This window comes from Paraburkholderia sp. SEWSISQ10-3 4 (genome assembly GCF_030464785.1).
GTDB classification, from domain to species: Bacteria; Pseudomonadota; Gammaproteobacteria; order Burkholderiales; family Burkholderiaceae; genus Paraburkholderia; species Paraburkholderia aspalathi.
Genome location: NZ_JALPRI010000010.1, coordinates 62807 through 84289, shown reverse-complemented (window position 1 = coordinate 84289; position 21483 = coordinate 62807). Strand labels below are relative to the sequence as shown.

General features: G+C 62.2%; 18 protein-coding genes. 13 read left to right on the top strand and 5 right to left on the bottom strand.

The genetic code is table 11. The features are described from left to right. Positions 1-41: 41 nt before the first annotated feature. The 3 genes from gyrB to dnaA all read right to left on the bottom strand — a co-directional run bounded on the left by gyrB (position 42) and on the right by dnaA (position 5588). Complete coding sequence (gene gyrB / locus M0D68_RS19955) at positions 42-2513, bottom strand: DNA topoisomerase (ATP-hydrolyzing) subunit B (protein ID WP_266225087.1); 2472 nt, start codon at positions 2511-2513, stop codon at positions 42-44. 114 nt (positions 2514-2627) lie between these two features. Further along, the gene (gene dnaN / locus M0D68_RS19950; RefSeq protein WP_054037057.1) at positions 2628-3731 is read right to left on the bottom strand and encodes a DNA polymerase III subunit beta; all 1104 of its coding nucleotides are present in this window, start codon (positions 3729-3731) and stop codon (positions 2628-2630) included. 219 nt (positions 3732-3950) lie between these two features. Then, complete coding sequence (gene dnaA / locus M0D68_RS19945) at positions 3951-5588, bottom strand: chromosomal replication initiator protein DnaA (RefSeq protein WP_266225086.1); 1638 nt, start codon at positions 5586-5588, stop codon at positions 3951-3953. 402 nt (positions 5589-5990) lie between these two features. On the opposite strand from dnaA, the gene rpmH reads away from it, so the two are divergent. The 4 genes from rpmH (at position 5991) to yidC (ending at position 8678) form a co-directional block, all read left to right on the top strand. Next, on the top strand, positions 5991-6125 hold the full coding sequence (gene rpmH, locus M0D68_RS19940; RefSeq protein WP_004198824.1) for a 50S ribosomal protein L34: 135 nt from the start codon (positions 5991-5993) through the stop codon (positions 6123-6125). Between the two features lie 14 nt (positions 6126-6139). Then, entirely contained in the window at positions 6140-6640 is a 501-nt protein-coding gene (rnpA, locus tag M0D68_RS19935; protein ID WP_154558787.1) for a ribonuclease P protein component, read from the top strand. A 115-nt stretch (positions 6641-6755) separates the two neighbouring features. Further along, complete coding sequence (gene yidD / locus M0D68_RS19930) at positions 6756-6986, top strand: membrane protein insertion efficiency factor YidD (protein WP_007180115.1); 231 nt, start codon at positions 6756-6758, stop codon at positions 6984-6986. A gap of 30 nt (positions 6987-7016) precedes the next feature. Next, positions 7017-8678 (top strand): membrane protein insertase YidC, encoded by a 1662-nt coding sequence (yidC, locus tag M0D68_RS19925; RefSeq protein WP_093634554.1) that lies wholly within the window; start codon positions 7017-7019, stop codon positions 8676-8678. A gap of 101 nt (positions 8679-8779) precedes the next feature. Here the strand turns inward: yidC and M0D68_RS19920 are convergent, their stop codons facing one another. Next, entirely contained in the window at positions 8780-9262 is a 483-nt protein-coding gene (locus M0D68_RS19920) for an XRE family transcriptional regulator (protein WP_266225084.1), read from the bottom strand. A gap of 349 nt (positions 9263-9611) precedes the next feature. On the opposite strand from M0D68_RS19920, the gene mnmE reads away from it, so the two are divergent. The 3 genes from mnmE (at position 9612) to M0D68_RS19905 (ending at position 12836) form a co-directional block, all read left to right on the top strand. Next, on the top strand, positions 9612-11006 hold the full coding sequence (mnmE, locus tag M0D68_RS19915; protein WP_266225083.1) for a tRNA uridine-5-carboxymethylaminomethyl(34) synthesis GTPase MnmE: 1395 nt from the start codon (positions 9612-9614) through the stop codon (positions 11004-11006). A 165-nt stretch (positions 11007-11171) separates the two neighbouring features. Then, positions 11172-12383 (top strand): tyrosine-type recombinase/integrase, encoded by a 1212-nt coding sequence (locus M0D68_RS19910; RefSeq protein WP_266225081.1) that lies wholly within the window; start codon positions 11172-11174, stop codon positions 12381-12383. A 291-nt stretch (positions 12384-12674) separates the two neighbouring features. Further along, the gene (locus M0D68_RS19905; RefSeq protein WP_167378375.1) at positions 12675-12836 is read left to right on the top strand and encodes a hypothetical protein; all 162 of its coding nucleotides are present in this window, start codon (positions 12675-12677) and stop codon (positions 12834-12836) included. Positions 12837-12935: 99 nt separating this feature from the next. On the opposite strand, the gene M0D68_RS19900 is transcribed toward M0D68_RS19905, so the two are convergent. Further along, positions 12936-13277: a hypothetical protein gene (locus tag M0D68_RS19900; protein ID WP_054037047.1), complete on the bottom strand. Its 342-nt coding sequence runs from the start codon at positions 13275-13277 to the stop codon at positions 12936-12938. A 269-nt stretch (positions 13278-13546) separates the two neighbouring features. On the opposite strand from M0D68_RS19900, the gene M0D68_RS19895 reads away from it, so the two are divergent. The 6 genes from M0D68_RS19895 to M0D68_RS19870 all read left to right on the top strand — a co-directional run bounded on the left by M0D68_RS19895 (position 13547) and on the right by M0D68_RS19870 (position 21412). Then, positions 13547-15172, top strand: a complete 1626-nt coding sequence (locus tag M0D68_RS19895; RefSeq protein ID WP_054037179.1) for a methyl-accepting chemotaxis protein — start codon at positions 13547-13549, stop codon at positions 15170-15172. A gap of 77 nt (positions 15173-15249) precedes the next feature. Next, a complete protein-coding gene (locus M0D68_RS19890) occupies positions 15250-15714 on the top strand; it encodes a chemotaxis protein CheW (protein ID WP_200575693.1) in 465 nt (154 codons plus the stop codon). Continuing rightward, positions 15711-17237: a protein-glutamate O-methyltransferase CheR gene (locus M0D68_RS19885; protein WP_266225080.1), complete on the top strand. Its 1527-nt coding sequence runs from the start codon at positions 15711-15713 to the stop codon at positions 17235-17237. The genes M0D68_RS19890 and M0D68_RS19885 overlap by 4 nt, the downstream gene beginning before the upstream one ends. Further along, the gene (locus M0D68_RS19880; protein WP_211706317.1) at positions 17230-17913 is read left to right on the top strand and encodes a chemotaxis protein CheW; all 684 of its coding nucleotides are present in this window, start codon (positions 17230-17232) and stop codon (positions 17911-17913) included. The genes M0D68_RS19885 and M0D68_RS19880 overlap by 8 nt, the downstream gene beginning before the upstream one ends. Further along, positions 17910-20378 carry a hybrid sensor histidine kinase/response regulator gene (locus M0D68_RS19875; protein ID WP_266225078.1) on the top strand — a complete coding sequence of 823 codons (2469 nt, stop codon included), beginning with the start codon at positions 17910-17912 and terminating at the stop codon, positions 20376-20378. The genes M0D68_RS19880 and M0D68_RS19875 overlap by 4 nt, the downstream gene beginning before the upstream one ends. Before the next feature lie 17 nt (positions 20379-20395). Then, positions 20396-21412: a chemotaxis response regulator protein-glutamate methylesterase gene (locus M0D68_RS19870; RefSeq protein WP_266225077.1), complete on the top strand. Its 1017-nt coding sequence runs from the start codon at positions 20396-20398 to the stop codon at positions 21410-21412. The last annotated feature ends 71 nt before the right edge of the window (positions 21413-21483 follow it).

The window sequence follows — 21483 nt, the reverse complement described above, 5'->3', positions numbered from 1 at the left end:
GGGTCCATTTTTCTCAGGCTTTGAGGCTATCCACATAGACCTTAAACATCAATATTCCCCGCCCGCAACGCATTCGACTCAATGAAAGCCCGACGCGGCTCCACATCATCCCCCATGAGCGTCGTAAAGATGCCATCAGCCGCAATAGCATCCTCAATCTGCACACGAAGCAAGCGACGCACGGTCGGATCCATCGTAGTCTCCCAAAGCTGCCCAGGGTTCATCTCACCGAGACCCTTATAGCGCTGCTTGGAAATATTGCGTTCAGCATCAGCCAGCAGCCACTTCATAGCGCTCTTGAAGTCGGTAACAGCCATACTCCGCTCGCCACGTTTAATGACGGCCCCAGTCCCAATCAACCCCTTAAACGTATTAGCGGTATTGATCAGCTGCTGGTAATCAGCGGTCAGCTGAAAATCCTGATCCAGCACAGAAATCTTCTGATTACCGTGATGAGTCCGCGCAACGCGCAGCGAGCGCAACTCCCTCACCGGGTCATACATCGTCGTAACCTTAACTTCAGGCTTCAACGCATCATCACGCAACTTAGCCTCAAGAGCCGCCGCCGACACCGCAGCCGCTTCCTCACTGGAAAGGTCGATAACAACCCCATCCATCACAGCCTCAAGCGCCCCAGCGTCATACAACCGGCTCAGACGATTCACCACAGCCTGAGCCAACAAATAAGCCCGAGCCAACTCACCCAACGCATCGCCAGTGATAGGCGTAGCCCCTTCCGAAGCCAACAACTCCGACCCCTGCAACGCCAGCTTCAGGATGTGAGCATTAACCTCAGCCTCATCCTTCAAATACCGTTCATCCTTACCCGCCTTGATCTTGAACAGCGGCGGTTGCGCGATATAGATATACCCACGCTCGATCATGTCCGGCATCTGACGATAGAAGAACGTCAGCAGCAGCGTGCGGATGTGCGCGCCGTCCACGTCAGCATCGGTCATGATGATGATGCGGTGATAACGCAGCTTGTCGAGGTTGTAGTCTTCCTTGCCGATCCCGCAACCCAGCGCCGTAATCAGCGTCACAATCTGCTCCGAAGAAAGCAGCTTGTCATAGCGCGCCTTCTCCACGTTGAGCACCTTGCCGCGCAGCGGCAAGATCGCCTGAAACTTCCGGTCACGCCCCTGCTTCGCCGAGCCGCCTGCCGAGTCGCCCTCGACGATATAAATTTCCGACTTCGCCGGGTCCTTCTCCTGGCAATCCGCCAGCTTCCCAGGCAAACCAACGCCGTCCAGAACGCCCTTACGACGCGTCATTTCACGCGCCTTGCGAGCCGCATCGCGCGCCCGCGCCGCATCAACAATCTTGCCGCAAATGATCTTTGCGTCGTTCGGCGTTTCCAGCAGGAATTCTTCGAGCGCCTTCGCGACCACATCCTCCACCGGCGCGCGCACTTCCGACGACACCAGCTTGTCCTTGGTCTGCGCGCTGAACTTCGGCTCCGGCACCTTCACCGACAGCACACACGAGAGCCCTTCGCGCATGTCGTCGCCGGCCGTCTCGACCTTCGCTTTCTTCGCGACTTCGTGATCGGTGATGTACTTGTTCAACACGCGCGTCATCGCCGCACGCAACCCGGTCAGGTGGGTGCCGCCGTCGCGCTGCGGAATGTTGTTCGTGAAGCACAGCACGTTTTCGTTGTAGCTGTCGTTCCACTGCATCGCCACTTCCACGCCCACGCCGTCTTTCTCGCCGCTGATGTGGAAAATGTTCGGGTGCAGCACGGCCTTGTTCTTGTTGATGTACTCAACAAAACCCTTCACGCCGCCCACGAACGCGAAATCTTCTTCCTTGCCCGTGCGCTGGTCGGTCAGCTTGATGCGCACGCCGTTATTCAGGAACGACAGTTCGCGAATCCGCTTGGCCAGAATGTCGTAGTGATATTCGACATTGCCGAAGATCGTCTCGTCAGCCAGGAAGTGCACTTCGGTGCCGCGGTTTTCGGTGTCGCCGATCAACTGAATCGGCGAGACAGCCACGCCGTCTCTCTCTTCGATGATGCGGTTCTGCGGCACGCCACGGTGGAATTCCATGAAGTGCTTCTTGCCGTCGCGGCGAATGGTCAGGCGCAGCCACGCCGAGAGCGCGTTCACGCACGAGACGCCCACGCCGTGCAGGCCGCCGGACACCTTGTAGCTGTTCTGGTCGAACTTGCCGCCGGCGTGCAGTTCGGTCATCACGATTTCAGCGGCGCTGCGCTTCGGATCGTGCTTGTCGTCCATCTTCAGGCCGGTCGGCACACCGCGGCCGTTGTCGGTGATCGAGATCGAGTTGTCCGCGTGAATGATCACCTGGATATCGTTGCAATGCCCCGCCAACGCTTCGTCGATGGAGTTGTCCAGCACTTCGAATACGAGGTGATGCAAACCGGTCCCGTCTGACGTATCCCCGATGTACATCCCCGGCCGCTTGCGTACCGCCTCCAGACCTTCGAGGATCTGAATCGAGGAGGCGCCGTAGCTGTTATCGGGTTGCGAATTGTTCGTTTCAGTCATGGATTTTTTCCGGTTCTGCGTTACTGCAAGGTTGCTGCTCGGGACTTTTCAAAACACCATAAAAACGCCAAAGGGGCGCTGCGCCCCTTGGTGTGTTCTTGGTTTTTGGACGCGTTAGATGCGCATCGGCATCACGACGTATTTGAATTCGTCGTTCTCGGGAATCGTGATCAACGCGCTGGAGCTGGCGTCGCCAAGGCTCACTTGCAACATGTCGACCTTCAGGTTCGCGAGCACGTCGAGCAGATACGTGACGTTGAACCCGATATCGACGCTGTCGCCGTCGTACGCGATTTCCAGTTCTTCCTGCGCCTCTTCCTGATCGGCGTTGGTCGACATGATCTTCAACTGGCCCGGCTCGATAATGCAGCGCACGCCCTTGAATTTGTCCGACGTCAGAATCGCGGCGCGTTGCAGCGAGCGCTGCAGTTCTTCACGGCCGATCACGAACTGATTCTTGTGCGACTTCGGAATCACGCGCTGGAAGTCGGGGAATTTGCCTTCCACCAGCTTCGACACCAGTTCGACCTGGCCGAACGTGAACTTCACCTGCGTCGGCGCGATGTCGATCTTCAGCGTGTCGTCGATGTCTTCCAGCAGACGCTGCAGTTCGAGAATCGTCTTGCGCGGAATGATCACTTCCTGACGCGCGAACGAGCCTTCGATCTTCATCGACGAGAACGCCAGACGGTGGCCATCAGTTGCAACCGCCATCAGCTGGTCGCCGTCCACCACCAGCAGCATGCCGTTCAGGTAGTAGCGGATGTCCTGCTGGGCCATCGAAAAATGGACCATGCCGAGCAACTGGCGGAACGTTTTCTGGGGAACCACCAGGTTCGCGCCGTAGTCTTTAGCCTGAGCGACGGTCGGGAACTCGTCGGCCGCCAGGGTTTGCAGCGCAAAGCGGCTCTTGCCGGATTGCACGGTCAAACGCTTGTCGTTCAGCGTGAGCGTGACCTGCCCGTCGGGCATGGCGCGCAGAATGTCGAGGAGCTTTCTTGCTGCCACCGTGGTCGCGACCGAATCGCCGCCCACGCCAAAATCGGCACGCGTGGTGATCTGCAACTCGAGGTCGGTCGACAGGAACGACACTTCAGGGCCGTTCTTGGTAATCAGCAAATTGGCGAGGATCGGCAACGTATGGCGGCGTTCGACGATGCCGCTCACGGTTTGCAGCGGCCTGAGGAGGTTATCGCGTTCGGTCTTGACCAGTTGCATAGAGTTCCTTCGTTGATATAACGGCCTGCGCGCCTGACTTGCCAGCCTTACAGCGCGCAACCGCGGCTCCCCGCCGGCGCCACGCAGCGCCTGTCACGGCGTGAATTCCGCCCGCGGCCGCCGGGCGGTTAAACCTGTATTGTGCCTGAAAACGGAACCGCTCCACTAAAATGGGGGCGAGTTTGGAAATAAACAGGTCGAATTTCCCATCCAACCTGCTTAACCTTTCAGCGTTTGCTCCAGCACGTGCAGTTCGTGGTTCAGCTGCGCGTCCGTGCCGCGCTCGGCGGCAATCTTGCGCACCGCGTGCAGCACCGTGGTGTGGTCGCGCCCGCCAAACAGTTCGCCGATTTCCGGCAAACTCTTCTGGGTCAGCTCCTTCGCCAGATACATCGCGATCTGCCGCGGCCGCGCAATGTTCGCCGGACGCTTCTTCGAATACATGTCCGCGACCTTGATGCTGTAGAAGTCAGCCGTGGTCTTCTGGATGTTTTCCACCGAAATCTGCCGGTTTTGCACCGTCAGCAGGTCTTTCAGCGCTTCTTTCGTCACTTCAATCGTGATTTCGCGGCCGTGGAACTTCGAATACGCGAGGATCTTGCGCAGCGCGCCTTCCAGTTCACGCACGTTCGAGCGCAGATGCTTGGCGACGAAGAACGCCACGTCTTCATTCAGGCTCACGAACTCCGATTGCGCCTTGCGCATCAGAATCGCGACGCGCATTTCCAGCTCCGGCGGCTCGATCGCCACCGTCAGGCCGGAGTCGAAACGCGAGATCAGGCGGTCGTCGATGCCGGAGATTTCCTTCGGATACGTGTCGCTGGTGATGATCACCTGCGCCTTGTTCGCGACCAGCGCCTCGAACGCGTAGAAGAATTCCTCTTGTGTGCGCGACTTGCCTGAGAAAAATTGAATATCGTCGATCAGCAGCAGGTCGAGCGAGTGGTAGTAGCGCTTGAAGTCGTCGAACGCCTTGCGCTGGTAGGCCTTCACCACGTCGGACACATATTGTTCCGCGTGGATGTAGCGAATCCGCGCGCCGGCCTTGTCCATTAGAAGCTGGTTGCCGATCGCGTGGATCAGGTGGGTCTTGCCGAGACCCACGCCGCCGTACAGAAACAGCGGGTTGTACGAGATGCCGGGGTTGTCCGCGACCTGAATCGCCGCGGCGCGCGCCAACTGGTTGGCCTTACCGGTCACGAAGTTGTCGAAGGTCAGCACGGGGTTGAGCTTCGAACGCTCGTACATCGAGTCGTTGTCGCCATTGCCGTTCGAGCTCGCGCTTTGGCCCGGGCGCCATGTGCGGCGGGCAGCCGCGGCTTCGTTCGCGTCGAGGCTGGGGAGATCGAGATCGGCGGCATCTTCAGCGACCGCTCGTGCGTTCGCGCTGTGGTCCGCCGCAGCGCGTGCATTCGCGTTGAGGGTCGCCATCGCGCTGTTCGCGCCGTTGGCGCGCGCGGCCTGCGACGCTTGTACGGCGCCGACGGCTGCGTCCACGGCGGCCCCACCGCCGTTTGCACCAGCCGAATGGCCGCCGCCCATTGCGCCAGGCGCGGAAGACGGACGCGACGGAGCCGGCGACGACGTCGCCGCTGGGGCGCGCATGCCTGCTTTCGGGTCCAGCACAAACTGCACGTCGACCGGAGCGTGCCAGAAATCGCGGGCCATATCCGCGATGCGGCCGGAGAACTGGCTCTTGACCCAGTCGAGCTTGAAGCGGTTCGGCGCAGCGATGCTAAGCGTGTTCGCAGCGGCGTCGAAGGCGACCGGGGCCAACGGTTTGATCCACGTCACGTACTGCTGGGGCGTTAGCTCGCGCTCCAGCAATGCGGAACAGTGTTGCCAGAAATCGTTCATCGAGTTGCTGTCGTTATGATGTGCACGGCGGTTCGCCGCTGCCCCTGTCGCGCGTACGCAACAAGGCCCTGAGCAGTCAGGCCGAACCAGGCGTAATGGCTCCAGGCGCTTGTGCCACAAGGGTTTGCGGGGCAAGCGAGCCGGAGCGGCGTGCAGAATTTTTGGGAAGTAAGGCGAGATTCTAACGCCAAATCGTCGGCGAAAGGGAGTTATCCACAGGGACGGATCATCTGGCGAACTCCTCTTGGGGTCAGGCCGAAGCAGGCTAAACTATTGACGGCCAAAAGAAAACCGGTTTAAATAGCGGGTTCCGCGAAAACCAATTCTGTAAACCTCCGGCCATTGCCGCTTCAGCGATGATCGTGCGGTTAATTTTCGATCAGTCGATCAAGTGAGAGCAACATGAAACGTACTTACCAACCTTCCGTTACCCGTCGCAAGCGCACCCACGGCTTCCGCGTTCGCATGAAGACCGCAGGTGGCCGCAAGGTCATCAACGCACGTCGCGCGAAGGGCCGCAAGCGCCTCGCCATCTAAGGTTGGCGAGCGGATTGCGCGCTCTGTCTGTGCCTACAGGCGAAGCCCGCGGTGAAGCGGGAGCGGCTGGGGCGCCGCAACTGGGCTCGATTCCGTTGCGAGCGCAAGCCGCCTTCCCCAAAGCCGCAAGGCTACTGAAAACGGATGAATTTTCATCCGTTTTTCGTTTGCGCCCGTGGCGCCGCACCGCGCACTTCGTGGTGTACGGCCGGCCCACCGGTAACGACGCTCGCTTAGGTCTCGTGATCGGCAAGAAGTATGCGCCGCGCGCGGCCACGCGTAATCTGGTACGTCGACTCGCGCGTGAAGCCTTCCGGCTGCGTCGCGCGGAATTCGGCGGTTGGGATGTGCTGTTGCGTCTGCACACGCGCTTCGACAAGAAAGCTTTGCCGAGCGCCTCGTCGTCGCCGTTGAGGGCGCTGTGCCGCAGCGAAATAGAGACGCTGCTCGATAAAGCAGCGCGCGAAATTGTCCGTCGCGAGGCGCCGCCCGCGGAAGCGCCCAAGACGGAATGACGCTCAAGTGACTGCCCGCTTTGCAGTACAGGCCGCCAAAGTAAGTCGGGCAGCCAGGCTGCGCGGGCGTCGCCCGGTACTCCACGTTGCGCGGCGCCGTTAGGCCGCACCAGTCATGCAAACGGTACTCATCGCTTTATTGCGTTTCTACAAGGTTGCCGTCAGCCCCATGCTCGGCAACCGGTGCCGTTTTTACCCTTCCTGCTCTGATTACGCGCGCGAAGCAATCCAGTATCATGGCGCCGCGCGCGGGACTTATCTCGCCGCCAGGCGTATTTGCCGCTGCCACCCGTTTTCCGCGGGCGGCATCGATCTCGTCCCGCCTCCCACTTCTGAAAAGCGCTGACGCGCCGTTCCATCGACACTGAGACAACGCATGGATATCAAACGCACCGTCCTATGGGTCATCTTTTTCATGTCAGCGGTCATGCTGTTCGACAACTGGCAACGCGACCACGGACGCCCGTCGATGTTCTTCCCGAGCGCCAACCCGACCAAGACCGTCGGTAGCGCCGCACCGGGAACCACGACGCCGGGAACCCAATCCGCCGATCTGCCGGCCACCACTGCTGCTGCGCCGGGCACTGCGCCGGCTGCCGCGGCTCAGGGCCAGCTGATCAGCTTCAGCACCGACGTCTATAACGGCGAGATCGACACCCGCGGCGGCACGCTGTCGAAGCTGTCGCTCGTCAAGCAAGGCGACGGCAAGCAGCCCGATCTGGTCATCACGCTGTTCGACCGTACCGCGAACCATACGTATCTGGCGCGCACCGGTCTGCTCGGCGGCGATTTCCCGAACCACACCGACGTCTTCACGCCGGTGCCGAACCAGCCGCACGATCTGACGGGCGACGCCAAGTCGTTCCAGCTCAGCCTCGAGTCGCCGGTCAAGGGTGGCGTGAAGGTCATTAAGACCTACACGTTCACGCGCGGCAGCTATGTGATCGGCGTTGACACGAAGATCGAGAACGTCGGGACCGCGCCGGTCACGCCGTCGGTCTATATGGAACTGGTGCGCGACGATACGCCGGTGGAAACGCCGCGCTTCTCGCACACGTTCATCGGACCGGCTGTCTACACCGACCAGCACCACTTCCAGAAGATGACGTTCAGCGACATCGACAAGAACAAGGAAGACTTCGTCAATTCGGCCGACAACGGCTGGATCGCGATGGTGCAGCATTACTTCGCGTCGGCGTGGATTCCGCAGCAAGGTGCGAAGCGCGACATCTACGTCGAAAAGATCGATCCGACGCTGTATCGCGTTGGCGTGAAGCAACCGGTGGCGACCATCGCCCCGGGCCAATCGGTTGATGTGTCCGCGCGCCTGTTCGCCGGTCCGGAAGAAGAGCGCATGCTCGAAGGCATCGCGCCGGGTCTGGAACTGGTGAAGGACTACGGCTGGGTCACGATCATCGCCAAGCCGCTGTTCTGGCTGCTCGAGAAGATCCATAGCTATGTCGGCAACTGGGGCTGGTCGATCGTGCTGCTCACGCTGCTGATCAAGGCCGTGTTCTTCCCGCTGTCGGCCGCGAGCTACAAGTCGATGGCGCGCATGAAGGCGATCACGCCGCGCATGCAAGCCCTGCGCGAACGCTTCAAGGGCGATCCGCAGAAGATGAACTCGGCGCTGATGGAGCTGTACAAGACCGAGAAGGTCAATCCGTTCGGCGGCTGTCTGCCGGTCGTGATTCAGATTCCGGTGTTCATCTCGCTGTACTGGGTGCTGCTGTCGTCGGTTGAAATGCGCGGCGCGCCGTGGATTCTCTGGATTCACGATCTGTCGCAGCAGGATCCGTTCTTCATCCTGCCGGTGCTGATGGCCGTCTCGATGTTCCTGCAGACCAAGCTGAACCCGACGCCGCCGGACCCGGTTCAAGCCAAGATGATGATGTTCATGCCGATCGCGTTCTCGGTCATGTTCTTCTTCTTCCCGGCCGGTCTGGTGCTGTATTACGTGGTGAATAACGTGCTGTCGATCGCCCAGCAGTACTACATCACGCGGATGATGGGGCAGGCGAAGACGAAAGCGGCTTGATTGATGTCTTGCTTGAGGCGGGTGGTGGTAGCGCCCGCTGACTGATAGGCAGAAGTTAGCTGTAAAAAAGCCGCCCGGTTTGCGCCGGGCGGCTTTTTTTATCACTCGGCCGATTGGCCCTTATCTTTCGATGTCGTTGTCGATGTCGATGCGTCTTCAGGCGTGGCGTCGGCGTCCTGTTGCGTGCCGCCGTCAAACTCCGTCATCAGTTCTTCCACCAGATTGCGCTGCCTCGGCGACAAACCCACGAAGCGGTTAGCCATCTTCGTGACAAGCTCGATCGTTTCCGGCGTTATCGGATACTTCTCGCCACGGGCAAGCGGCTTAGCCTTGCCGGAGGGCGTCGGCCCGTAGTGCAGCCAGTGAACGTCCTTCTGCAGCCACGTCGCTAGAACCTGCAACTTGTCGCGCTTTGGGATCGTCGTACCCGCGAGCCATTTGTGCGCGGTTTGTGGTGAGACAGCAGGGCCACTGCTATAAAGCAGATTGAATTCCCTGGCTAAATCGGTCCCACCCTTAATATCTTTGGGGAGTGAGTCTTTCAGCCGTTTGGCGAAAGCTGCTTTTTCTTTGGAGGTCGGCATGGGCCCGATTGTGCAATTCGGCGCATTATCAGTGGACAACCAAACACGCAATTTTATTGCTTAAATAAGCTATTTTTAGCCTGAAATCGGCAGCTAATAACGCGTTTCACGATTTTATAGAATTCCGTCTTTTCCTTGTGTGGCGTGCGTTTTAGGCACTTTGACGCGTCAGCGAGTCGCAAATGCGTCTTAAGCTATCTTAGCTTGTGTGAGATAAATCCTTATTTGTCTTATGCGGCTCATGCCGCCTTAGGAATCGGGCCCGAGTCCAGAGCCGGTGGATGCCCCCGCGTTACAATGCCCGGCGCTTACTCGTGCGCATTCAATCCCTTCTGACAGCCTCGCTCCCATGCTCGCCACCGATTCCGATCCGATCGTCGCCATTGCCACCGCTCCCGGCCGAGGCGGAATCGGAGTCGTGCGGATTTCGTTCGGCCGTGCCGGTGAAGCCGCTGCGCAGCCGTTGATGCAAGCGCTCACCGGCCAGGCACTCGCGCCGCGCCATGCGAGCTATGTGCCGTTCCTCGATGACACCGGCAGCGCGCTCGATCGCGGCATCGCCCTGTACTTTCCCGCGCCGCACTCCTACACCGGCGAACACGTGCTCGAGTTGCAGGGTCATGGCGGTCCGGTCGTGCTGCAACTGGTGCTGCAGCGGTGCATCGACGCCGGTCGTGGGTTCGGTCTGCGTCTGGCTGAGCCGGGCGAATTCACGCGACGCGCGTTTCTCAACGACAAGCTGGATCTGGCGCAAGCGGAAGCCGTCGCCGATCTGATCGAGGCCAGCACCGAAGCCGCCGCGCGCTCGGCGGGCCGCTCGCTCGACGGTGCGTTTTCGCGCGACATCCACGCGTTGGTCGAAGAGGTCATCACGCTGCGGATGCTGGTCGAAGCGACGCTCGATTTCCCGGAAGAAGAAATCGACTTTCTCGAAGCCGCCGACGCCCGCGGCAAGCTCGCGCGGATTCGCGAGCGCCTCGTGCACGTGCTGAGCGAAGCGCGCCAAGGCGCGTTGCTGCGCGAGGGTTTGTCAGTGGTGCTGGCGGGGCAGCCGAACGTCGGCAAGTCGTCGCTGCTGAACGCGCTGGCCGGCGCGGAGTTGGCCATCGTCACGCCGATCGCCGGCACGACGCGCGACAAGGTCGCGCAGACCATCCAGATCGAAGGTATTCCGCTGCATGTGATAGATACAGCCGGTCTGCGCGATACCGAAGACGAAGTGGAAAAGATCGGCATCGCGCGCACGTGGAGCGAGATCGAACGCGCGGACGTCGTGCTGCATCTGCTCGATGCACGCACCGGCATGACCGCCGAAGACGAAACGATCGCTGCGCGGTTCCCGAGCGGTGTACCGGTGGTGCGCGTGCTGAACAAGACGGACCTGACGGGGCTCGCGCCGTCGGTGACACCGCTCGACGCGGATCTCGAGCTCAGCGAAGTGGGGCTGTCGGCGAAACGGGGCGATGGCGTTGCGCTGCTGCGTGAGGAATTGCTGCGCATCGCCGGCTGGCAGGCGGGCGCGGAGAGCGTCTACCTCGCGCGTGAGCGGCATCTGATTGCGCTGCGCGCGGCCCAGGAGCATCTGGCGACCGCTGCGGCGCACGCCGATCAGAATTCCCAAGCGCTCGATCTGTTCGCCGAAGAACTGCGTCTCGCGCAGGATCAACTGAACTCGATCACCGGTGAATTTAGCTCGGATGACCTGCTCGGAGTGATTTTCAGCCGGTTTTGTATCGGCAAGTAAGACGGGTCGGCAGATTTCGGACAAAAGGCTTACCTGTCATGCTTTCCGAGTAGCCATCAGGACAGGCGTCAAATACCTTGTGTTGACCCAAACCCCCACATTTCTTTGGTACACAAAAGACAACCGGTTTAAAATCCCGGCTGTCCGTGCATCAAACGATCCGCCATGCCAAAACTAGCCGCCCCCCTCACCGAAACGCAGATCCGCGCGCTCGAACCGCGCGCCACCCGATATTGCGTCGCAGACGGCAACGGCCTCGTCATCGAAATCATGACGACGGGCACCAAGGTCTGGCGCTTCCGCTATTCACTGAACGGCAAGCGCCAGCCGCTCGTCACGATCGGCGATTACCGGATGATTTCGCTGCGGGTCGCGCGCGCCAAGGCGCAGAAGTACGCGGAGATGGTCGCGAGCGGCGTCTCGCCAGTGGCGACGGCACGTCGCGACCGCGGTGCGGAAAGCAAGGCAGAGGTACTGCGCGAAGGCGCCGAGCTCTATCTCGCGACGGAGATGGCCGGCAAGTCGGCGGAATATCAGCGCACCACGCGGCGCGCGCTCGAAAAGGACGTCCTGCCCGCCATCGGCGCCAAACCGATCAAAGCCGTGACGGACGACGACATCCGCGCGATCTGCGACCAGATCAAAAGCCGCGGCTCGCCCAAAATGGCATTGCACACGCGCAACGCCGTCAAGCGGCTCTACGAATACCTGATCGCCCGGCAACTCGCTACGACCAATCCGGCAGAACTCATCCCGGCACGCTTCATCGCAACGCCGGACAGCCGTACCCGCGTACTCGATCCGGACGAAATCGGCGCCACGCTCCGGGCGATCTACGCATCGAACATTCGACGTCCGCTGAAACTGGCTTTGCACCTGCTGGTGCTGACGATGGTGCGGAAATCGGACCTCGTCGAAGCGGCCTGGTCCGAATTCAACCTCGACGCAGCACGATGGACGATCCCCGCTGAGCGGATGAATAAGGACCGCAAGCACGTGGTGCATCTCTCGCACCAGGCGGTGGCTCTGCTTCGCGAGCTTCAGGACACGAAAACCAGCCGGAATTTCGTATTCCCGAGCGTCAGGGGCGACGACCGGCCGATCGCGAAGAGCACGCTCAATCAAGCCGTCAAATCGCTCGGGCTCGACGTCGAGCATTTCGTCCTACATGACTTTCGACGCACCGCCGCGACCCACTTGCGCGAGATGGGACAGTCTGCGGACGTGATTGAGAATGCGCTGGCGCATGCCGTCAAAGACGCCCCGGACGGAGGCCATCCCGCTGAACACGCCGCAGAACGGCGTCGGACGTTGCAACTATGGGCAGATTTTGTCGACGCCCAGATCGAGAGCAACCGGCAAGGCGTGACAAGCTAAATGCGTCCGGCGCTGTAAACGCCGCGGGCGTCAGCCACCCGCCGCAACCCTCCTCGCCCGTGGCCAACAGCACACTTTTGGTACACAGAGAAAGAAGGGCAAGACGCAAATGCCCACCCAGAAAAAGAAAACCACCTCCCTCACTAGGTTCTCAATCCCCCCAACACCACACCCCACAAGCCCGTTCACGTCAATCCCGCCGCGCCGACAGCCAACCGTTTAAAGCGACCTTTTTTCTCGCCGTTCATCGACTAAACTAAAACATCGATGCACATCGGGACGGAGGCTCCCATGTCTGAACCGTTAATGGCTTATTTGCTGGGACCCCTGGTGATGCTGGTGGTCGGAGTGGCGATCTGGGCCGCGTCCCACTATCACGAAAAGACGAAGCCGGAGCGCCTCGAACGCTGGCTCGACACGCATTATGCGGAGTGGTTGCATCACAAGCACTGAGCAGAGATACCCAACAAGAAAAGGCCGTCGCACCCTGCGACGGCCTTTTTCTCTCTCTAACGCGCGAGCATCAAAGCTGCGCGTGTCTGCTCACGTCCTTTACCAGCCCTGTTGAGGCTGTTGCGGATACCCATACTGTGCGGGCGGCGGCGCACCGCACGCGACATACGCACGCTGGTACTGGTCATAGCAGTATCCCGGCGGCGGCCCCGCGTACACAGGCGCCGGCTGATACACCGGCTGCGCATACACCGGTTGCGCATAGACCGGCTGCTGGTAAGCGACCACGGGCGCCGGATTCAACACGGACGTCACCACCGCGCCCAGCACGGCGCCGCCGATCAGCGCACCGACCACATCGCCGCCATTGCCATGCGCCGACGCTTGACCCGCCACGCTCAGGCTCCCCACCATCAACAACGCCACCGCAATCTTTTTCATGTTTCTCTCCCGCCGTTCAGGCATGGAACAGATTGTGTATGGCGCGCGCAGAAATAGATGCTGCAGTTGGTAACCGGCCATTACGGGTGTAACGCGTGGCTGGGCAACCGCCTCATCGACCGCCATCCATTCCCACGATCAATGTAAAATTCGCCGCATGACCCGTCGGACAAATCCGACGTCCGCAAAGCTTTCCGATCCTTCGAACCCGAGACCCACAAGTCGACATCGGGCGTCGAGCCCAAGCAAAAAAGTTAAGGGGCGTGCGCGTGAAACAATGGACCATCCGGCAACGGATTCTGTGCAGCTTCGGGATCGTGCTGATCGTGATGCTGGCAATGGCAATCGTCACTTTCGAGCAACTCAGCGGAATCGATCGCGACGCGAAGAGTCAGCAGGAAGACTCGATGCCCGGCCTCTACTACGCGACTGCGATGCGCGCGGCCTGGTTCGAGAACTACACCGTCACGCAGCGTCTCATTTACGTTGATACGGACCCCGAGTCCGTCAAGCGCGACACCGCAGCTTTGCAGGACACCGAGCAAACGCTTCAGAAGCTCCTCGGCGACTACGGCGCGACCATCTTCCGCGACAACGATCGCGAGTTCTTCAACGACTTTCGCCAGCAACACGCACAGTACCTGCCGATCCAGGCATCCCTGTTGAACGTCTTGCCGAGTTCGAAAGAGAACGCCGCGCACCTCTTCAACACGCAACTCACGCCGATCTGGGAAGCGGGCCGAGTCTCGGCGCGCAAGCTGGTCGAGAACAACAAGGCCGACGCCGACAAAGCCGCCGAAAACATCCGCAGCTCGGTTGAGGCGACCCGTGTCGTGCTGCTAGTCATGCTGCTGGTTGCCGCCATCGCCGCCGTGCTGGCCGGCTACTGGCTGCTGCGCGCGGTCACCACGCCGATGGCGAAGGTGCTGCAAGTCGTCGACGTCATGCGCACGGGCGACCTCACGCAACGTCTGCAGCTGAATCGCGCGGATGAAATCGGCGCGCTGGAAGCGGGCTTTAACCGCATGACCGACGAGCTCACCGCGCTGGTCGGCCAGGCGCAGAAATCGGCGGTTCAGGTCACCACGTCGGTGACGGAGATCGCGGCAACATCGCGCGAACAGCAGGCCACCGCGAACGAAACTGCGGCAACTACCACTGAGATCGGCGCCACGTCGCGCGAAATCTTCGCGACCTCGCGTGACCTGCTGCGCACGATGAACGAAGTCTCCGAAGTAGCAGGCCAATCGGCCGCACTCGCCGGCACCGGCCACGCCGGTCTCGCGCGCATGGAAGACACCATGCGCCTCGTGATGGAAGCGGCCGGCTCAGTCAACGCGAAGCTCGCGATCCTCAACGAGAAGGCCAGCAATATCAACCAGGTCGTCGCCACCATCACCAAGGTCGCGGATCAGACGAATCTGCTCTCGCTCAACGCGGCGATCGAAGCAGAGAAGGCCGGCGAGTACGGCCGCGGCTTCGCGGTCGTGGCAACCGAGATTCGCCGCCTCGCCGATCAAACCGCCGTCGCGACCTACGACATCGAACAGATGGTTAAGGAGATTCAGTCGGCAGTGGCCGCGGGCGTGATGGGCATGGACAAGTTCTCCGAAGAAGTCCGGCGCGGCATGCTCGATGTGCAGAACGTCGGCGGCCATCTCACGCAGATCATCCAGCAAGTGCAGCAACTCGCGCCGCGCTTCTCGATGGTCAACGAAGGCATGCAGACGCAAGCCACTGGCGCCGAGCAGATTACCCAGGCGCTGACGCAGCTCTCAGAGGCCGCACAGCAGACGGCGGAATCGCTGCGGCAGTCGACCCAGGCCATCGACGATCTGACGCACGTCGCCAATAGTCTGCGCACCGGCGTATCGCGCTTCAAGGTGGTGGCCTGACGCGTCGCGGCGGGCTCACTGAAGCACGCCGACGCCGATCCACCCATACGCCTCTTCTACAGCCCCAGCCCACGCCGATGCTCTTCATCCTCTTCACGCTCGATAACGAACGCTACGTGATCGACGCGACGCAGGTGGAGCGTCTGATGCCGCTCACGCCGCAGTCGCCGCCGAAGACGATCCCCGGCGCGCCGTCGTGGGTCGCGGGCGTACTCGAGCACGAGGGCGCGCCGCTGCCGGTGATCGATCTGCCGGCGCTCGCGCTGGGCCGCCCCGCCGCGCAGTTGATGTCGACACGCGTCGTGCTGGTGCGTTATCCGCATGCGGGCACGGTGCGCCTGCTCGCGCTCCTGCTCGAAGGCGCCACGCGCACCATCCGTCTGGACGCCGACGCGTTTCATGACGCCGGCATCGACATGCCGAACGCGCGCTATCTGGGGCCGGTGGCGAGCGAAGCAGGCGGTCTGGTGCAATGGATTCGCGTGGAGCATCTGCTGCCCGACGACGTCAAAGCCCTGCTGTTTCCCGAGGCGCACGCATGAACGCGCATCACGACAACGCGCCGCTCTATCGACGCTTCGCCGACTTGCTGCATCGAACCATCGGGCTCGATGCGGCGTCGCTCGGTCATCAGTCGATCGAGCGCGCGGTCGATCAGCGCGCCGCGGCCTGGTGCGCGGACGGTCACGCCGACGCCACGCTCGCCGATTACTGGGAAGCCACGTACGCGTCGCCTTCGATGGTGCAGGCGCTGGTCGAAACGGTGGTGGTGCCGGAAACGTGGTTCTATCGCGACGCCGACGCGTTCAGAGCGCTCGCGCGTCTCGCGCACGAACGCCTCGATGAGCGCGGCACCGCACTGCCGCTGCGAATTCTGAGTCTGCCCTGCTCCACCGGCGAAGAGCCGTACACGATCGCCATGACGCTGCTCGACGCCGGCATCGATGCGACGCACATGCGCATCGATGCAATGGATATCAGTGAGCGCTCGCTGGCTCTCGCGCAGCGCGCCGTGTACAGCCGCAACTCGTTTCGCGGCAATGCGTTCCCGTTCCGCGACGCCCACTTCGCGCGCACCGAAGACGGCTGGCGTCTCGCGCCGCGCATCGTCGATGCGGTCCGGTTTTCGCGCGCGAACCTGATGCAACTCGATGCCGCGGCGCTCGGCGTCTACGACTTCGTGTTCTGCCGCAACGTGCTGATTTACTTCGACCGCGACGCACAGCAGAAGGCCCTGCATGCGCTCAACAGCGTGCTGGCTGAAAACGGCACGCTGTTCGTCGGCCCTGCGGAAACCGGGCTGTTGATGCGTTATGGCATGCAGTCGGCGAAGATTCCTCTGGCGTTCGCATTCCACCGCGCGATGCCTGCTGAAGCGCAGATGAACAGCTGGCATACCGCGCCGCTCGCCACCGCCGCTGCACTCGCAATGACGCATTCGCCAGTGCCCGCGCTCGCGCCGTTGCAAGTGTTTTCTGCCGAGCCTTTTGCGTGGCCCGATCCGGTTGCGCGCACGCCGTTCAATGGTGGTTTGTCGCAGACGCCGTTAAATGCAAAGTCGCCGCTCACGCCGTCCGATGGAATCTCTCAACGCGCGTCATTGACGGGTATTTCTCAAAACGTGCTGTCGAATGACACTTCACAGCGCACGTCTTTAAGCGGTATTTCGCAACACACGCCTACGACGTCCAAAGCCCCGTCGCCGTCGCACGAGTTTGCGTCATCGCCCGTCACCTCGCCGACCAACGCCGCACGCGACACGCTGCAAGCGGCGCACGCGCTAGCCGACGCAGGTCGTCTGACGGAAGCCGCGAACGCGATCAACGTCTATCTGGAACAGCACGCGCCGCACGCCGACGCGTTCTACCTGCTCGGTGTGCTCGCCGACGCCAGCGGCGATACGAACCTCGCTCGCGGCCAGTATCGCAAGGCGCTCTACCTCGACCCGCAGCACGCCGAGGCGCTCGCGCATCTGGCGACGCTGCTCGAGCTTGAAGGCGATCGCAACGGCGCGCGTCTGTTGATGGACCGCGCGTCGCGCGCACAGGGAGCGCAACGTGGTTGAAGAACGCACGGTGACCTTCGACGATTGCTGGAACCGCATCGGCGTGCGCGGCGATTCGTCGTGCGAGCGGCTGGTCGAATACGTGCGCTGTCTGAATTGCCCCGTGTTCGAAGCGGCCGCGGCCAAATTGCTGGAGCGTCCGATTCCGCTTGTGGATCTCTCGCTGAATGACGCTGACACGCCGGCGCGATTGCAGCGACATGATCAGCAAGACGCGAGTGAATCGTTCCTCATCTTCCGTATCGGTGGTGAATGGCTCGCGCTGCCCACGCCAATCTTCAAGCGCATCGTGCAGACGCGGCCGATTCATACGTTGCCGCATCGGCAGCATCGTGCGGTGCTGGGCGTCGTGAACGTGCAAGGTGACTTGCTGGTGTGCGTGTCGCTCGCGCATCTGCTGGGTTTCGAAACCGACACCACTGCAGGCGACGATAAAGCCCGTCACGATCTGCCGCGTTTGCTGGTGGTCTCGCGCGCAGAAGAGCACGCGGTGTTTCCCGTCGATCAGGTCGACGGCGTGCATCGGATCGCGATCTCCACCTTTTGCCCACCGCCCGCGACGCTCTCGCACGCCGCCGCTGCCCATACGCGCGCCGTGGCTCCGTGGCGCGGCATGACGGTCGGCCTGCTCGACGCCGACGCATTGTTCGACACTTTGAACCGGAGTCTCGGATGACGGACGACCCGCGCCGCCCGTCGCTGATCGATCTCTTCCGCGAAGAAGCGCGGACCCAGGCACGCGTTCTCAACGACGGCCTGCTCACGCTCGATCGCGCGCCGAGCGATGCCGCCGCGCTCGAGGCCTGCATGCGTGCGGCTCATTCGTTGAAGGGTGCGGCGCGTATCGTTGGTGTGCAGGTTGGGGTCGAACTCGCGCACGCGATGGAGGATTGCTTCGTCGCGGCGCAGGAAGGACGCGCGTTGCTCGATGCCGCCTGGATTGATGAGTTGTTGCGCGGGGTCGATATCGTTGCGCGCATCGGTAATGACGAGGATGAATCGGCGCGTGATGCGGTCAGCGCGTGCGTCGCGTCGTTGCAAGCGCGGATGGTGGATGTGGTGCCCCACGGCGCGGCAATGCGAAGGGACGCTGCGCCACCGGCTGCTCCTGCTAGCGTCGATGGTTCTGCATCTGCTCGCAGCGTAGCCACCAAACCGCAAAACGCATCGGCCGACGCCGACCATGACGCTGACCCCGACGCCGCATTCAATCTGCTAGCCAGCGCCCTGCGCGCGGAAGCGACGCCTGCGCCAACCGCATCAGCCAGCACGACTGCAAATGGGTCCACCCTCGCCTCTACAATCCAGTCCGCGCCTGCAAGCGCCTCACCGGCCGTTCCTGCAAGCGCCATTACATCCATCTCGCACGAATCAAGCGCCACAACAACAGACCCCGGCCGCATGCTCCGCGTACGCGCCGACAATCTCGACCGCCTGCTCTCCCTATCCGGCGAATCACTAGTCGAATCGCGCTGGCTCAAACCCTTCGCGCAATCGATGCTGCGCGTCAAACGCGTCCAACGTGACGGCACGCGCGCGCTGGATCAGTTGCATGAAACACTCGCCGACCTGGAGCTCGACCCGCGCGCGCACGCCGCGCTCGAAGAACTGCGCCGCCTCACAGCAGAATCGCAGCATCTGCTCGCCGAGCGCCTGGCCGATCTGGAAAGCTTCGACCGTCGCTCGACCCATCTATCGCAGCAACTGTACGACGCCGCACTGCAATGCCGCATGCGCCCCTTCGGCGATGGCACCAGCGGCCTCGCGCGCATGGTGCGCGACGTCGCGCGTTCGCTCGGCAAGAAGGTGCGCTGGCAACTGATCGGCGAATCGACTCAGGTCGACCGCGACATTCTCGATCTGCTCGAAGCGCCGCTCGGCCACATGCTGCGCAACGCGATCGACCACGGCATCGAAGCGCCTGCGGTCCGTCTCGCGCGCGGCAAGCCCGAAGAAGGCACGCTCACGCTCGACGCACGTCACACGGCCGGCGCCCTGCTCATCAGCGTCTCCGACGACGGCGCGGGCATCGATCTCGACGCACTGCGCACGTCGATCGTTCGCAAGAAACTGGCGAGTGCGGAAACGGCCGCACGTCTGTCTGAAACCGAACTGCTCGAATTCCTCTTGCTGCCCGGCTTCTCGCTGCGCGATCAGGTCACCGAGGTGTCGGGCCGTGGCGTCGGACTCGACGCGGTGCACGACGTCGTCAAGCGCGTGCGCGGCACGGTGCGCATCACGCACGAACCCGGCGTCGGCACGCGCGTGCAGTTGCAGTTGCCGCTCACGCTCTCGGTGATTCGCAGCCTGCTCGTCGAAGTCGCGGGCGAGCCGTACGCCGTACCGCTCGCACATGTGAACCGCACGCTACACGTGAGCCGCGCGGATATCGAATTGCTTGAAGGCCATCAGCACATCGCCTTCGACGGCCGCCGCATCGGCGTCGTCACCGCGCATCAGATTCTCGACACCGCGCCACCCACCAACGAAGGCGATACCGTCAGCCTGATCGTGATCGGCGACGGTGAAGAAACCTACGGCGTGGTGGTCGATCGCTTTCTCGGCGAGCGGATGCTGGTCGTGCAGCCGCTCGACCCGCGCCTCGGCAAGATCAGGAACATCACCGCCGGCGCGTTGATGGAAAACGGCGACCCGGTGCTGATCGCGGATGTCGACGACTGGCTGCGCTCGGTCGAAAGGCTCGTCGCAGGCGGCGATCTGAAACATATGCAGCACGGCGCGGCCCTCACCGCCCGGCGCGTCACGCGACGCGTGCTGGTGGTCGACGATTCGCTCACCGTGCGCGAGCTCGAACGGAAACTGCTGGCGACACGCGGCTACGACGTGACGATCGCCGTCGACGGCATGGACGGCTGGAACGCGGTGCGCGGCGAACACTTCGACCTCGTGATTACCGACATCGACATGCCGCGCATGGACGGCATCGAACTCGTCACGCTCATCAAGCGCGATCCGCAACTGCAGTCGCTGCCGGTGATGATCGTCTCGTACAAGGATCGCGAAGAGGACCGCCGCGCCGGCCTGAACGCGGGCGCGGATTACTATCTGGCGAAAGGCAGTTTCCACGACGAAGCACTGCTCGATGCAGTGCGTGATCTGATCGGCGAAGCTTACGGTTAAACCCACGGGTAAAACGGATGAAAATCGGAATCGTCAATGACCTGCCGCTCGCTGTCGAGGCACTGCGCCGCGCGCTTGCTGCGCGCCACGACTACGAGGTGCTATGGGTCGCGCAGGACGGCCAGCAGGCGGTCGATTTCTGCACCGCGCAGCGACCCGACATCGTGCTGATGGACCTCGTGATGCCGAACGTCGACGGCATCGAAGCCACGCGCCGCATCATGGCGAAGGCGCCGTGCGCGATCCTGATCGTCACCGTCGACGTGGGCGCGAATGCGTGGCGCGTCTACGAAGCGATGGGCGCGGGCGCGCTCGATGCGGTAGATACGCCCTCGCTGAGCGGTCCCGACGCGAACAAAAGCATCGCCACCCTGATCGCCAAGATCGACAGCATCGCCGCGCTGGTCACCGAACGCAATGCGCCTGGCGCAGCAGCTGCGGCGGCGCCAAGAACCGCGACGAACCGCGACACGCCGCTGGTTGCAATCGGCGCCTCGGCAGGCGGCCCGGCGGCGCTCGCCACCCTGCTCGCCGCCTTGCCGAAGGACTTCCCGGCGGCAATCGTCATCGTCCAGCACGTCGACGCGGCCTTCGCCGCCGGCATGGCCGATTGGCTGAACCAGCAGTCGGCGCTGCCGGTGCGGATCGCCAACGAAGGCGACCGGCCGCAAGCGGGCATCGTGCTGCTCGCCGCCACCGACGATCATTTACACCTGAAACTGCCCAACGTACTCGGTTACACGAACGTGCCGGCGGAAACGCCCTACCGGCCTTCCGTCGACGTGTTTTTCCATAGTGTCGTGGCACGCTGGCCGGCGCGGGCGATCGGTGTGCTGCTGACCGGCATGGGCCGCGACGGCGCGATCGGGCTCAAGGCGATGCGCACCAAGGGCTATCACACGATCGCGCAGGACGAAGCGACCTGCGCCGTGTACGGCATGCCGAAGGCGGCCGCTGCGCTCGACGCCGCCGCTGCGATCCTGCCTTTGCCCCGTATTGCCGCTGCGCTCGTTGCGGCCGTCGGCACACGTTAAGGCCCGATAGGCGCACACTAGCCGCACATTAGCCCGCTACGACTCACTGACATTCATTCTGGCTGACCAAT